Source organism: Mycobacterium gallinarum, assembly GCF_010726765.1.
Lineage (GTDB): Bacteria > Actinomycetota > Actinomycetes > Mycobacteriales > Mycobacteriaceae > Mycobacterium > Mycobacterium gallinarum.
Window position 1 is genome coordinate 3,398,832 of record NZ_AP022601.1, and the last position, 12,502, is coordinate 3,411,333.

12 protein-coding genes are annotated in these 12,502 nt (G+C 66.1%); 5 read left to right on the plus strand and 7 right to left on the minus strand.

Translation table 11 applies throughout. From position 1 onward, the window contains the following. Positions 1-1,107: an NDMA-dependent alcohol dehydrogenase gene (locus G6N42_RS16530; protein ID WP_163730559.1), complete on the plus strand. Its 1,107-nt coding sequence runs from the start codon at positions 1-3 to the stop codon at positions 1,105-1,107. A 2-nt stretch (positions 1,108-1,109) separates the two neighbouring features. Here the strand turns inward: G6N42_RS16530 and G6N42_RS16535 are convergent, their stop codons facing one another. Both G6N42_RS16535 and G6N42_RS16540 read right to left on the minus strand, forming a co-directional pair. Beyond that, positions 1,110-1,841 carry a cutinase family protein gene (locus tag G6N42_RS16535; RefSeq protein ID WP_163730560.1) on the minus strand — a complete coding sequence of 244 codons (732 nt, stop codon included), beginning with the start codon at positions 1,839-1,841 and terminating at the stop codon, positions 1,110-1,112. 44 nt (positions 1,842-1,885) lie between these two features. Beyond that, a complete protein-coding gene (locus G6N42_RS16540) occupies positions 1,886-2,917 on the minus strand; it encodes an epoxyqueuosine reductase (protein WP_163730561.1) in 1,032 nt (343 codons plus the stop codon). A gap of 25 nt (positions 2,918-2,942) precedes the next feature. On the opposite strand from G6N42_RS16540, the gene G6N42_RS16545 reads away from it, so the two are divergent. Continuing rightward, positions 2,943-3,590 (plus strand): DUF6611 family protein, encoded by a 648-nt coding sequence (locus G6N42_RS16545; protein WP_232076174.1) that lies wholly within the window; start codon positions 2,943-2,945, stop codon positions 3,588-3,590. Between the two features lie 129 nt (positions 3,591-3,719). Here the strand turns inward: G6N42_RS16545 and G6N42_RS16550 are convergent, their stop codons facing one another. Then, a complete protein-coding gene (locus G6N42_RS16550) occupies positions 3,720-4,883 on the minus strand; it encodes an Rv3169 family protein (RefSeq protein ID WP_163730562.1) in 1,164 nt (387 codons plus the stop codon). A gap of 181 nt (positions 4,884-5,064) precedes the next feature. Between G6N42_RS16550 and G6N42_RS16555 the strand changes: the two genes are divergently transcribed. Continuing rightward, positions 5,065-5,628 carry a TetR/AcrR family transcriptional regulator gene (locus G6N42_RS16555; protein ID WP_163730563.1) on the plus strand — a complete coding sequence of 188 codons (564 nt, stop codon included), beginning with the start codon at positions 5,065-5,067 and terminating at the stop codon, positions 5,626-5,628. A 109-nt stretch (positions 5,629-5,737) separates the two neighbouring features. Then, the gene (locus G6N42_RS16560) at positions 5,738-6,787 is read left to right on the plus strand and encodes a phosphotransferase family protein (RefSeq protein ID WP_163730564.1); all 1,050 of its coding nucleotides are present in this window, start codon (positions 5,738-5,740) and stop codon (positions 6,785-6,787) included. Here G6N42_RS16560 and G6N42_RS16565 read toward each other — a convergent pair. From G6N42_RS16565 to G6N42_RS16580, 4 genes are all read right to left on the minus strand, one after another. Beyond that, entirely contained in the window at positions 6,784-7,632 is an 849-nt protein-coding gene (locus G6N42_RS16565) for an ABC transporter permease (protein ID WP_163730565.1), read from the minus strand. The two genes, G6N42_RS16560 and G6N42_RS16565, sit on opposite strands and share 4 nt — an antisense overlap. Continuing rightward, complete coding sequence (locus G6N42_RS16570) at positions 7,629-8,606, minus strand: ATP-binding cassette domain-containing protein (RefSeq protein WP_163730566.1); 978 nt, start codon at positions 8,604-8,606, stop codon at positions 7,629-7,631. The genes G6N42_RS16565 and G6N42_RS16570 overlap by 4 nt, the downstream gene beginning before the upstream one ends. A gap of 134 nt (positions 8,607-8,740) precedes the next feature. Then, positions 8,741-10,375 (minus strand): fatty acyl-AMP ligase, encoded by a 1,635-nt coding sequence (locus G6N42_RS16575; protein WP_163730567.1) that lies wholly within the window; start codon positions 10,373-10,375, stop codon positions 8,741-8,743. A 302-nt stretch (positions 10,376-10,677) separates the two neighbouring features. Further along, positions 10,678-11,637 (minus strand): 4-(cytidine 5'-diphospho)-2-C-methyl-D-erythritol kinase, encoded by a 960-nt coding sequence (locus G6N42_RS16580; RefSeq protein ID WP_163730568.1) that lies wholly within the window; start codon positions 11,635-11,637, stop codon positions 10,678-10,680. Positions 11,638-11,719: 82 nt separating this feature from the next. On the opposite strand from G6N42_RS16580, the gene G6N42_RS16585 reads away from it, so the two are divergent. Further along, positions 11,720-12,502 carry a serine/threonine-protein kinase gene (locus G6N42_RS16585; protein ID WP_163730569.1) on the plus strand — a complete coding sequence of 261 codons (783 nt, stop codon included), beginning with the start codon at positions 11,720-11,722 and terminating at the stop codon, positions 12,500-12,502.

Consider the following 12,502-nt stretch of genomic DNA (forward strand, 5'->3'; position numbering starts at 1 on the left):
ATGAAAACCAAAGCCGCGGTGCTATGGGGCCTGCACCAGAAGTGGGAGGTCGACGAGGTCGATCTCGACGACCCGAAGGAAGCCGAAGTCCTCGTCAAGCTGACGGCCAGTGGGCTGTGTCATTCTGACGACCACCTGGTCACCGGCGACATGCCGATGCAGTTGCCGGTGGTCGGCGGACATGAAGGCGCGGGCGTCGTCGTCGATGTCGGACCGGGGGTCACCGACGTCGCCGCGGGCGATTCCGTCGTGTTGAGCTTCATCCCGGCGTGCGGTCGCTGCGATCCCTGCTCGCGCGGGATGAGCAACCTGTGTGTGCTTGGTGCGGCGATCATCGCGGGCCCGCAACTCGACGGCACCTTCCGGTTTCATGCGAACGGGCAAGGGCTGGGCCAGATGTGCGTGCTCGGCACGTTCTCCGAGTACACGGTCGTTCCGGTCGCGTCGGTGATCAAGGTGGATTCGCGCACCGCCCTGGACACAGCTGCTCTCGTCGGCTGTGGCGTCACCACCGGGTACGGCAGCGCTGTACGCACCGGCGAGGTCCGCGACGGTGACACCGCCGTCGTGATGGGTGTCGGCGGCATCGGCATCAATGCCGTGCAGGGTGCCCGGATCGCCGGTGCGCGGGCCGTCGTCGCACTCGACCCGATCGAGTACAAACGCACCCGGTCGCTGGAGTTCGGCGCCACGCACACCGCGGCCACGGTCGAGGAGGCGCAGGCACTGGTGACCGATCTGACGCACGGGGCGATGGCCGACGTGTGCGTCGTCAGCACGGATTCAGCCGAAGGCGAGTACGTCGCCCAGGCACTGAGCCTGGTCGGCAAGCGGGGACGCGTGGTGATGACGGCGATCCCCCACCCGACCGACACCTCGGTCGATCTGTCGCTGTTCGACCTGACGCTCTATGAAAAGCAGGTCCGCGGTTCGCTGTTCGGCTCGTCGAATCCGCGCCACGACATTCCGCGGATGCTCGAGCTGTACCAGGCGGGCAAGCTGAAACTCAACGAGCTGATCACCCGTGAGTACACCCTCGAGGAGATCAACCAGGGGTACGCCGATATGCATGCCGGGGTGAACCTGCGCGGTCTGATCCGCTACTAGCGTCAGCCGTGCGTCTGACCCGCCAGCGTCGTGATCGGCGCCTCGGAGGTGAGTCGGTTGGCCACGAATTGTGCTGCCTGCGTCGTCAACCCGGCCTGCACGTACAGGCTGTGCGCGGACCTGTCGTCGCCACCGGAGCACACCGGATCGGCCCCGTTGCACAGGTCGATGGTCTTGTATCCGTACTGGGGGCTCAGCGACGTCAGCGGGCCGCCGAGCAACCGGATGGACGGGTTGCCGAACACGGCGACCGCGGCGACGTGATCGGCGGCGGCCGGCGGCAACAGGTTGGTGAAGCCGAGCGTCGGCTGGTTGGCGATCGCAAGCGCATCGATCACCGCGGCGCCCTGCGAGAAGCCGCCGAGCACGATCTTGGTGTCGGGGCAGGTCGCGACGGTGTTCTGGACGAATGCGCTGGCGTCGTTGGCGCCGTCGGCAGCGCGGAGGAAGTCGTACGAGGCCGGGTAGTTGACTGCGTACACGTCCACCGACTGCCCCGGCACCAACGGTCGCAGCGCATCGACGAACGCGTCGCCGACCCGCCCTATGCCCGCCGGCTCACCGGTGCCGCGCGCGAAGACGACCTGAACGTCGGCGCACTCGGCGGGCTGCGCCGAGGCGACACCCGTCGGGCCCGCCGGAAGCAATGCCGGTGCGACGACCGTCACACCCGAAACCAGCAGTGCCGCAACACCCAACAGCAAACCGCGCGTGACCCCTCGGCTGATCTTCATACCGGGCCAAACGCCGTCGAGCGGTGAATCTATTCCGTCTGCAATCAGAGTCCGCTGATGCCGCTGTCGACCACTTTGATCTGCTTGTGCGGGAACCGTCGCTCGGCGTACTCCTTTGCCACCGAGTTCGGCAGCACGTAGAGCGTCTCCATCTTTTCCTGCAGCGGCTTGAGGACCAGATCCATGAAGCCCTTGCGGTCGTCGAGGTACGGCTCGATGACGTCCTCTCCGGCCGGACACACCGCCAGGCAATAGGCCGCCTTGTAGTTGGCCTTGAAGGACAGGCTCTGCCACATCGAGGCGTTCTCGGAATCGCTGACTCGCGAACGGAAATCGGCCGCGTCTTCACTGTCGGCGATGGTCTGCACCCAGTCGGTGAATCCGCCCATGAACTCGCGGTAGTTGTGGGTGGAGCACGCGAAGAAGTCGAACTCCCCGTCCTTCTTGATGGCACCGACCGGGCAGGCCGCGACACAGAGCTTGCATTCCAGGCACGGCGAATAGTCAAGCGGCTCACCGTAACTGCTGACCGGCGCGGCCACAAGCACCGTGCCGAGAAGGATGAAGTTGCCGAACTTCGGGTGAATCACGTTGCGGTGGATGCCCATCACGCCGAGGCCGGAGGCTACCGCGACAGGTTTGTGCGCCACCACCCAGATGCGACCGGGGAACCGGTCCATCTCTATGGGAAACGACATCGACGGATTGATGGCGCGGTAGCCGGCATCTTGCAGCGCGCGGGTGATGCGGTGCGCGGCCTCGTTCATGATCTCGCCGCTGCGGTGGAACTCCTGATTGGCGACGCTGCGCGCGGTGGAGCGGACGTTGTCGCGGTTCATCTTGACGACCAGGGAGATGTAGCTTGCGACGCCGGGCAAGGCCTCGTCGACATGTTCACGTTCGGAGGCGAGGTCGGGGTTGTCGACGCTGGCGAACGCGACGTCGTCGACGCCCGCATCGAGACAGACCTGACGTAGCCAGTCGGCGTCGATGACGCCTGGCTTCTCGGTTTTGCGTGCCCGCACCTTGCGCACTGTCGGGTGGTCGGCGAGCCGAGCGGAGACTCTGTCGGTCATGCTAGGTATAGTACACAATACTCAGATGTTCGGTAGCCGTAAGAAGGCTGAACCGACGCGTAAAGAAACCGTTCAGACGACGCTTTCGCATCGCGAACGGGCGTACACCGGAAGCATGTCCAACAGCCACAACGGCGTACTGAGGTGTGCCTGGCATCAGCTTCTCGACGGTGATCGACGGTGGGGATCAATCGACGTGCGCCCCGACCGGTTCGGCGTGACGCGCTATCGACTGGTCGTGTATCCGCCGGGCATCAGCCGAACCGAGCGACGCCGCCTCCGCGTCGCCCGGGGCTGGCCCCTGTGGGGTGTGGCGGCCTGGATCATCGCCGAGATCTATCTGGTCGGTGCCCTCGATCCGTGGATAGCGCTCGCGCTTTCGATCGGTGTCACGCTCGGGCTGGGTCTCATCGCTTCGGCGCTGGCGGGACCATTGCGCACCCAGGTCCGCACCATGACCGCCGCGGTTTTGGTCGGCCGACCGGATCTGGGATCGACCGCGGAGCGGGACATGATTCAGCGCTTGGGCGCGCGGTTGATCAGAGCCGACGAGGGCCTCGCCGACGCGGCGTTGAGCGCGGCCGAACACGAGTCGATCTGGTGGGCCGTCTACGACGAGATGGCGCCGGCACTGGCTGATTCGACGCTGCGCGAACCTGGGCGGAGCGCGTGATGATCGAACTGCTTCAGGTGCTCACCCTGATGTTGGTCCCCGTCGCGTATTTCCTCACGATCAGGACGATCATCGGCCGTCAGAATCGAATCGCGGAAGAAACTGGTCGATGCCAGCGTCGGACGCGGATCACAGAAACGAGTTCTCCGCGCTGAGTCCGCGTTCGGGGAAAGCGCCCAGCGCGAAAGTCTCGGCGTTGCCCAGCCCGACTCCACCCCCGACGGGGTCCTCGACGCGCACCAGCAGATCGCGCAGCTGATGGAGTTCGCGCGCCTTCTCGGGTTTGTCACAGTCGGTGACGTGGTTGCCCTCGACCCTGAGATCGCCCACCCATTGGCCGTACACCCAGTCGTTCCAGCCGTAATAGCCCGCGGTTCCAAGGTGAAAGCCGCCCGGCCCGGCCGCGGTGATGGTCAGCGGCCGCTTGGACCCGTCGGCATCGATGAGGGTGACGGTGCCGTGGGTGAAGCGGCGGTTGTCGTCCTGAAAGTGCATGTCCTGTTCGACGGACACGAACCGGTGCGACGTGCCGTCGTCGTTCTGTTGCTCTGCCTGACAACGGATCTCGAGAAAACCGTCGCCGCGCTCCTCCTGATACATGACGAACAGCGAGTACGTCGACCCGTCCTGGCGGGTCATGGTCATCGGCAGCCACGTCATGAACATCTGCTTGATCTTGCGGCCTCCGCGGGGCAGCCCCGGAATCGGCTTGCCCACACCCGGCCGCAGTCCCCATGAGTGGTCGCGGATCGAAATCCACTTGTCCGCTTCGATTTCGGTGCGCTCACCGTCCAGCTCCACCCATCCGGACGCGACTCCGACCTGGTGGTAGCGCAACACGTTGTGCGTGACGCGGTAGCCGTCCGGGCTGCGGTCAGGCCACGGATCCTCCAACGCGGTATCGAAAGTTCCGCGCAGCTCGACGTCGAATGCGATGGGGGCGTGCTCTGTTCGCTCCAGACTCACCCGGACGGCGCGCAACGGCTCCACCACCCTGTAGGCGATCGGGCCCACCTGAGTGCCCGCCGGATCTGACGACAACCGGCGCCCGGCCCGCACCGTCCACTGCTCGGTGCCGCGGCACACGCCGGCCGCCCCGTCGAAGACGCCGCGGTTGGTGTACTTGCCGACACCGAGCACGACCTGCAGTGAGTTGTCGCGGGCGTGGGCGATCGTCCAGATCTTCTCGGTCCATGAGGGATCCGACTGGCTGACCGTGGCGAAGGTATCGACGATCTGATGGGTGAGCAGTTCGTCTTCGGGTACCAAGGCGCCGTAGTTCGTCGTCAGCACGATGACTGCCTTTCAGAGGTTCTCATCCGAACAGGGAAACCGATGCACTGCGTCATATCGGTTCCGCCCCGTCCGGGACTTAACATTGGCACCGACGGTGTCTCGTTTACTTGGAGTCGACACCGCGGCCCGAGACAGCGCTAGTGTGACATTTGGACCTATAGATGTAAAGGACACGATCGTGGCTGCTCGCCCCACCGTCGAAGCGGATCCGTCGACGCGGCGACGGATCCTCGCCGCCACCTTCGTCGTCCTCGCCAGGGATGGCAGACGCAAGTTGCAGCTCTCGGACGTAGCCGCCGAAGCCAAGGTGTCGCGTCCGACGCTCTACCGCCATTTCGGCTCCAAGGACGGACTGCTCGAGGCGTTCGGCCGGTACGAGCAGGACAACTTCGACGCCGGTATCGCCGCCGCGGTCGCGGGTCTCGACGGCTCGGACCGTCTCGACGCCGCATTGCAATTCATCGTCGAATTTCAGAGCACGTACTCGCTGGGGTCACTTGCCGACATCGAACCAGAGCATGTGCTGCACCAGATGAAGCGGGTGCTGCCGGTCATCCACGAGCGCATCGCTCGCATCATCCCCGGCGACGACAGCGACGTCGCCGCGGCCGCCGTCGTGCGAATAGCGGTCTGTCACTACGTGATCGGGGGCGGCACCCCCGACCAGTTCCTCGCCGAACTGCGCCACGCAGCGGGGATCGGCCCGTCGCGGCGGCGGCTGTCGCGGGTGGTCAACGGCTAGCCGCGCTCAGCGACTGACATCGGGAACCGTCACGTCGTATTACACATGTAGTTCCAAACGTAAAGCTTGCAATCTTTACAACCAAAGCCTGCTATGTAACCCTGTTCCCATGGCTGGGATCACGCTCGTCCAACGCGACCTCGCCGCCGCCCGTGCGCAACTGCAGAAGTGGTGCGAGCACAAGTTCGGAGATGTTGCGGTCGTGTCGGAACTGGTTGCAGCGAACCGGGCCGGCGGATTCTCCAGCGAGAGCCTGATGTTCTCCGCGACGGTCGACGGCGAGACACATGACTACATCATCAGGATTCCGCCCGCGGGCGGTGGCATCTTCCGCGAATACGACCTGGGCGCCCAAACCCTGACGCAGGAACTGCTCCACGAATACGGCGTCCCGACGCCTTCGCCGATCTACTACGAGCCCGACCGGACCTGGATCGGCTCGAAGTTCATGGTGATGCCCCGCATCGTCGGACACACGCCATCGGATTTCACCTATGCCGTCAAGGGGTGGCTGCGGGATGCCGGGCCCGACGTCCAGCGCCGCGTGCACGATTCGTTTCTCGAGACGTTGGTGCGGCTGACGGCGGTGCCGGTGAGCGAGGCGTCGTGGCTGTCGCGGCCCGCAGGTGTCGGCATCTCCGCCGAAATCGGTTGGTGGCTGGAGTATGTGCGGTGGGGCACCGACAATCAGGTCCCCGACCTGATGACCGAGGCGTTCACCTGGCTGCGCCGCGGACAGCCCGAGGATGGTGGCGCACTGAGCGTCTGCTGGGGTGACGCGCGGCCGTCGAACGGCATCTTCGACGATATGGGCCAGATCGTCGGTGCACTGGACTGGGAGCAGGCCTGCCTGTGTCCGGTCGAGACGGACTTCGGGTGGTGGTTGGCCTCGCGCAAGCAGATGCTGGAGGTCAACGGGATCGATGCCGACCCGGAACTGCCGGGCTTCGACAGCCGCGCCGCGGTCGTGGGCAGGTTCGAGGAGATGATCGGGCGGAAACTCGAGCACCTGGGCTGGCACGAGGTCTTCGCGATGGTGCGCATGGGCTGCTGCATCGTGCGCATGCAGTCGCTGCTGCGCCGCAACGGACAGGCCGACCATTTCCTCACTCGCGCGCCGATCCTGCCCGCGTGGACGGTCGACGCGATCCGCTCCTAGTCGCCCGTGCGGCGCGCGTACGCCCGCAACGCGAACGGGGCGATCACCGCGGTGATCGCCAGCGACCACAGGATCGTCGCGAGTATCGGGTGATGCAGCGGTAGTTGTGCCTCCGGCGGGGCGGGCGGACCGTTGCCCCACAGCTCCCGCACCGCCTGGGTCAGCGACGACACCGGATTCCACTCGGCGATGACACGGAGCCAGCGCGGCATGGGCTCAGTCGGCGCGAAGGTGTTGGCCAGGAACGTGATTGGAAAAAGAACGGTGAACATCACGCCGTTGACCGCTTCGACCGAGCGCATCAGCGAGCCGATCAGGATGCCGAACCAGATCATCCCGAAGCCGAATACGAGGATCAGCGCGAAGGCGAGCACCGCGTCGACGAGGCCGCCGCGGATCCGCCATCCGATGCACAGCCCCGTCACCGCCATCACCACGACACCGATCGACGAGTGCAGCAGGCTGGCGATGCTCCGTCCGATCAACACCGCCGACCGTCGAATCGGCAGCGATCGGAACCGGTCGATGATGCCCTTCTCGACATCGGCGGTGATTCCGGTGGACACCACGAACGCGGTGAACACGATGGTCTGCGCCTGGATGCCGGGAAGCAGGAACTCGCGGTAGGACGCGCTGCCGGCGGTGGCGATCGACGCGCCGAACACGAACGCGAACAGCAGCACGAACATGATGGGCTGCACCGTGACGTCGCTCAACATCTCAGGCATCCGCTTGGTGTGGATCATGTTGCGCTTGACCATGATCCACGACTGCTCGACGATGTTCGTCTGGCGGATCCGGGGCCGTTCCAGGGTGTCGCGCTTCTCGCTCTCGGTGGTGGTCATGCGCTGACCTCCTCGGTCTCGTCGCCCTCGACGCGATGGCCGGTCAGGGACAGGAACACGTCGTCCAGGCTGGGCCGGGACAGGCCGATGTCGTCGACCTCGATCGCGCGCTCCTGCAGCCAGCCCGCGACCCGGGTCAGGTCGGCGATGCCGTTGGCCGCCGCGGTGAGTTGCCGTGCACCAACGTCGACGTGGACCTCGGCGCCGGTACGCGCGATGAGCTCCCGCGCCGCGGGCAGGTCGGTGGCGTGCGAGACGGTGACGACCAGGCTGGCATTGCCGGCCTGCTCTTTGAGTTGCAGCGGCGTGCCCTGCGCGATGATCCGGCCGTGATTGACGACGACGATGTCGTCGGCGAGTTGGTCGGCCTCCTCGAGGTACTGCGTGGTGAGCAGCAGTGTCGTGCCCTCGGCGACGAGGCCGCGCAGCATCTCCCACAGCTCGCTGCGACTACGCGGATCCAGACCCGTGGTCGGCTCGTCGAGGAACAGCACCGGCGGTGACGCGATCAAGCTGACCGCGAGGTCGAGCCGTCGCCGCATGCCGCCGGAGTACCCGCGGACCGGCCGGTCGGCGGCATCGGCGATCGAAAACTGTTCCAACAGTTGATTTCCCAGGCGTTCGAGGTCGCGACGACCGATGCCGTAGAGACCGCCGATCATCCGGATGTTCTCGCGGCCGGTCAGCAGCTCGTCGACGGTGGCGACCTGTCCGGTGAGGCCCATGTTGCGGCGCACCATGTCCGGTTGCTCGCGGATGTCGTATCCCGCCACCCGCGCGGTTCCGCTGGTGGGGACCGTCAGCGTCGTCATCATCCGGACCGTGGTGGTCTTACCCGCACCGTTGGGACCGAGCAGGCCCAGCACCGTGCCGGGCGGCACCACGAAGCTGACGCCGTCGACAGCTGGTCGTTCGGAGGCGTTGTCACCGAATTTCTTCACGAGGTCGATCGCCTCGATGGCCGGAGAGGTCATGGGCCAACCGTAGCGACGAGCTCCGACGCGCAGCCAATGGATTTCCTCGGCGAGCGACCGCAAAATGCCATATCTGCGCGGCGTGTCACGTACAGACACGGTCGGTCGCGAGCAGGGAAAAGGTCGCGCAGGTTCTAGGTGACCAGCGAGACCGAGTTGGAGCGGCGCAGCTTGCCCGACGGGGTCTTCGGGATGCTTCCCGGCCCCAGCACGACGACGTTGCGCGGCCGCACGTCGACCTCGGCCACCACCTCATGGGCGACCTGATGCTCGATGCGACGCACCTCGACCGGGTCCTGCCAGGCGTTGGACTCCACGGCGACGGCGAAGGTTTCCCGCGAATGACCGGCATCGAGTCGCACCGCGACGGCGCAGCCCGGCCGGACGCCCTCGACGCGGCCGGCGGCACGCTCGATGTCGGTCGGGTAGATGTTGCGGCCCGCCATGATGATGACGTCCTTCACGCGGCCGCACACGATGATGTTGCCTTCTTCGGTGATGTAGCCGAGGTCACCGGTGTCGTACCAGCCGTGCTCGTCCTGGGCGGGGATGAAGCCGCCCATGGTGATGTAGCCGGGTGTCAGGCACTCGCCGCGAAGTTCGATGACGCCGACACCGCGGGCGGGCATGACGTTGCCGTGCTCGTCGATGACGCGGGCCTCGAGGTCCGTCAGCAACGGACCGAGGGAGGCCAGCCGCCGGGTGTTGCCCTTGGTGGCGGGCACGGCGCGGCGCAGCGCCGCGAGCAGGTCGGCGTCGACCTCGTCGACCACCAGGCCGGCGCCGCACGGTGAGAACGACACCGCCAGGGTGGTCTCGGCCATGCCGTAGGCGGGCAGGATCGCGTCGGGCTTCAGACCGAACGGCTTACCCGCGTCCAAGAGATCCTCGACGTCGGCGGGCTCGACGGGTTCGGCGCCCGAGAGCGCGAACCGCAGCGTCGACAGGTCGAACTCGCCCGGCTTGGCCTGGCGCCGCAGCCGCTTGGCGAACAACGCGTAGGCGAAGTTCGGGGCCGCGGTCATTGTGCCCTTGTACTTGTCGATGAGCTTGGCCCACAGCAGGGTGTCGCGCAGGAAGTCCATCGGCGTGACCTTGACGAGCTCCGCGCCGAAGTACATCGGGATGGTGAGGAAGCCGACCATGCCCATGTCGTGGAAGCAGGGCAGCCAGCTGACCATGACGTCCTTGTCGACGTCGTACTCGGCGCCGATGAACATGGCCTCGGCGTTGGAGTGGATGTTGCGGTGGGTGATCTGCACCGCCTTGGGAGACCCAGTGGATCCGGACGTCAGCTGCATCAGCGCCAGGTCGTCCTCGCCGACCTCGATGGGGTCGATCGGGTCCGACGCCAGCAGGTCGGCGACGGTCAGAACCGTGATGCCCTTTTCCTCGAGGACCGGGATCGCGACGAGGAACGGTTCGGAGACGATGACGGCCTTGGCCTCGATCATGCCGATGACGTTCATGGTGTCCTCGGCCCAGATCACGAGGTCGGTCCGGGGCGTGGGCTGGTGCAACATGGTCAGGCAGGCGCCGCGCATCCACAGGCCCTGCGCTACCGGCGCAATCTCGACCGGGAAGCCTGCGAGCACGCCGACCGAATCGCCGAGTCCGATTCCGGCCTCCGCCAGACCACCGGCGACGGCGCGGGCCCGCTCGTGAACCTCACCCCAGGTGTGTCGAACTGGCTCGTGCGGTTCACCGGTGACCATGCCCGTTGTCACGGTGCGGGCGTTTCGGTACATCTTCTCGGTGAAACGGCTCACGACAACCTCCTCGGTTTCCGAACAGGACATGCCCGGATGTAATGCTCCGCCTGATCAAAGGCGCTTTCCAGGAGGCGCGCACACAATTGGGGAGCGGTTGCGTCTCGAATTGGTGATGCCTCTGGTGAGCGGTCGGCTATGACAAGTCGCCCGCCGATGTTGCCGGCGGGCGCGAATGCCGCGTCCAAAGGATGACCGCTAGTTTTCACCGTCGATCATCTTAAACATTTCTTAAGGACCTGCCAAAATCTGGCGGGCATTGAGGCCTGAGTCACACCGTCATTTGCGAAGCGCGTGGCGCGTCACACGGAGGCCGACGGCGCGGGCACCACCCGTGCCCCCTGCACGGGCCCACTGGCGACGCGCACGGTCCGGCAGACACCGGCACCGGCCATCTCGGTGGCGACGTCGACGGCCGAGGACGCCGACGAGCAGAGGAAGGCACACGTCGGTCCCGAGCCCGAGACGATGCCGGCCAGCGCCCCGGCCTCGGTGCCCGCGCGCAGGGTGCGACGCAGCTCGGGATCCAAAGACAGCGCAGCTGCCTGCAGGTCGTTGCCGAGCAGCGGCGCCAGCTCCGCGGGATCGCCGGACGCCAGGGCGGCCAGCAGCGGCTCTGGATCGTCGAGGCGCGGCGGCGCGTCGCGCTCCGTCTCACGCAGGCGGTCGATCTCGGCGAACACCGACGGCGTCGACAGCCCGCCCTTGGCGAAGGCCAGCACCCAGTGAAAAGTGTTGCGGGCCAGTACCGTCGCCAGTTCCTCGCCGCGACCCGTACCCAGTGCGGTGCCGCCGTGCAGCGCGAAGGGGACGTCGCTGCCCAGCTGCGCGGCGAGCACGTGGAGGTCGCGCCGCGGCACCCCCAGCTCCCACAGCGTGTTCATCGCGACGAGCACAGCCGCGGCATTGGCACTGCCACCTGCCATGCCACCGGCGACGGGGATCGACTTCTCGACCGTGATCGCCACGTCGGGTGCGCGCCCGACATGTTCGGCGAGCAGTTCGGCGGCGCGCCACGCGAGGTTGCGTTCGTCGGCCGGCAGCGTGTCTGCGCCTTCTCCCGCCAACTCCAGCGACAGCACGTCGGCGTTGCGCACGGTGATCTCGTCGAGCAGCGAAACCGCGTGAAACACAGTGGTCAGCTCGTGATAGCCGTCGTCGCGGCGATCTCCGACCTCGAGGTACAGATTGACCTTGCCCGGCACCCGCACAGTCACCGATCCGGTCGGAACCCATTCGGATGCGGTGTTGCCGTTGGACACCAGACGACACTATCGGAGGAGACCGCACCCAGGAGCCGTCTGAGCAGGTCAACCTCGCCGATCAAACCCATAGTCTGAGGGCGTGCTCTCCGTTGGCGAAGAGTTTGAAGGTCACATCGTCTACGAGGCGCTGGGCCGCGGCGGCCATGCGACGGTGTACCGGGCGCGCGCCCGGGATCGGGACGTGGCGCTGAAAGTCCTCGACCAGGGCCACCGCGATCTCACCCACATTGCGCGACTGCGCCGCGAGTTCGAATTCGCCCGTCGCCTAGCCCATCCCCACATCGTGACGGTGTACGAACGCGGCACCGGGTGGCTGTCGATGGAACTTGTCACCGGCGGCGGGATCGTCGCCGTGGGCACCATGACCAAGCGTCTCGCCGCACTCGAACAGATCGCCGACGCGCTCGACTACACCCACAACCGCGCGATCGTGCACTGCGACGTGAAACCCGCGAACATCCTTGTCCGCCAAGATCTTTCCAGTGCTGTCCTGATCGACTTCGGCGTCGCCCATGCGGTCACCGACGATATCACCCACCGATCCACGCAGATCGAAGCGTCGCTCCCCTATGCGGCGCCGGAGTTGATCACCGGACACGCGCCGACGGGAGCCACCGACGAATACGCGCTGGCATGCACCGCCGTCGAACTGATCACCGGATCGCCACCGTTCACAGCCTCGTCGGGACTTGGCCTCATCGACGCACACCTGCACACGCCGCCACCACGTTGGTCACGTGAAATTACCTGGCTGCCAAGAGTATTCGACGCAATCGTGACGAAAGCCCTCGCGAAGGCGCCGGAGGACCGCTACGCGTCCTGCCGTGAATTCGTCTCGCTGATCACCCGGGCGCTGCAGTAG

Excerpts from the sequence above, each read along its gene's own strand:
- G6N42_RS16530 (WP_163730559.1), top strand. The coding sequence starts at position 1 with ATGAAAACCAAAGCCGCGGTGCTATGGGGCCTGCACCAGAAGTGGGAG.
- G6N42_RS16535 (WP_163730560.1), bottom strand. The coding sequence starts at position 1,841 with ATGAAGATCAGCCGAGGGGTCACGCGCGGTTTGCTGTTGGGTGTTGCG.
- G6N42_RS16565 (WP_163730565.1), bottom strand. The coding sequence starts at position 7,632 with ATGACCACCACCGAGAGCGAGAAGCGCGACACCCTGGAACGGCCCCGG.
- G6N42_RS16545 (WP_232076174.1), top strand. The coding sequence starts at position 2,943 with ATGTTCGGTAGCCGTAAGAAGGCTGAACCGACGCGTAAAGAAACCGTT.
- G6N42_RS16540 (WP_163730561.1), bottom strand. The coding sequence starts at position 2,917 with ATGACCGACAGAGTCTCCGCTCGGCTCGCCGACCACCCGACAGTGCGC.
- G6N42_RS16560 (WP_163730564.1), top strand. The coding sequence starts at position 5,738 with ATGGCTGGGATCACGCTCGTCCAACGCGACCTCGCCGCCGCCCGTGCG.
- G6N42_RS16570 (WP_163730566.1), bottom strand. The coding sequence starts at position 8,606 with ATGACCTCTCCGGCCATCGAGGCGATCGACCTCGTGAAGAAATTCGGT.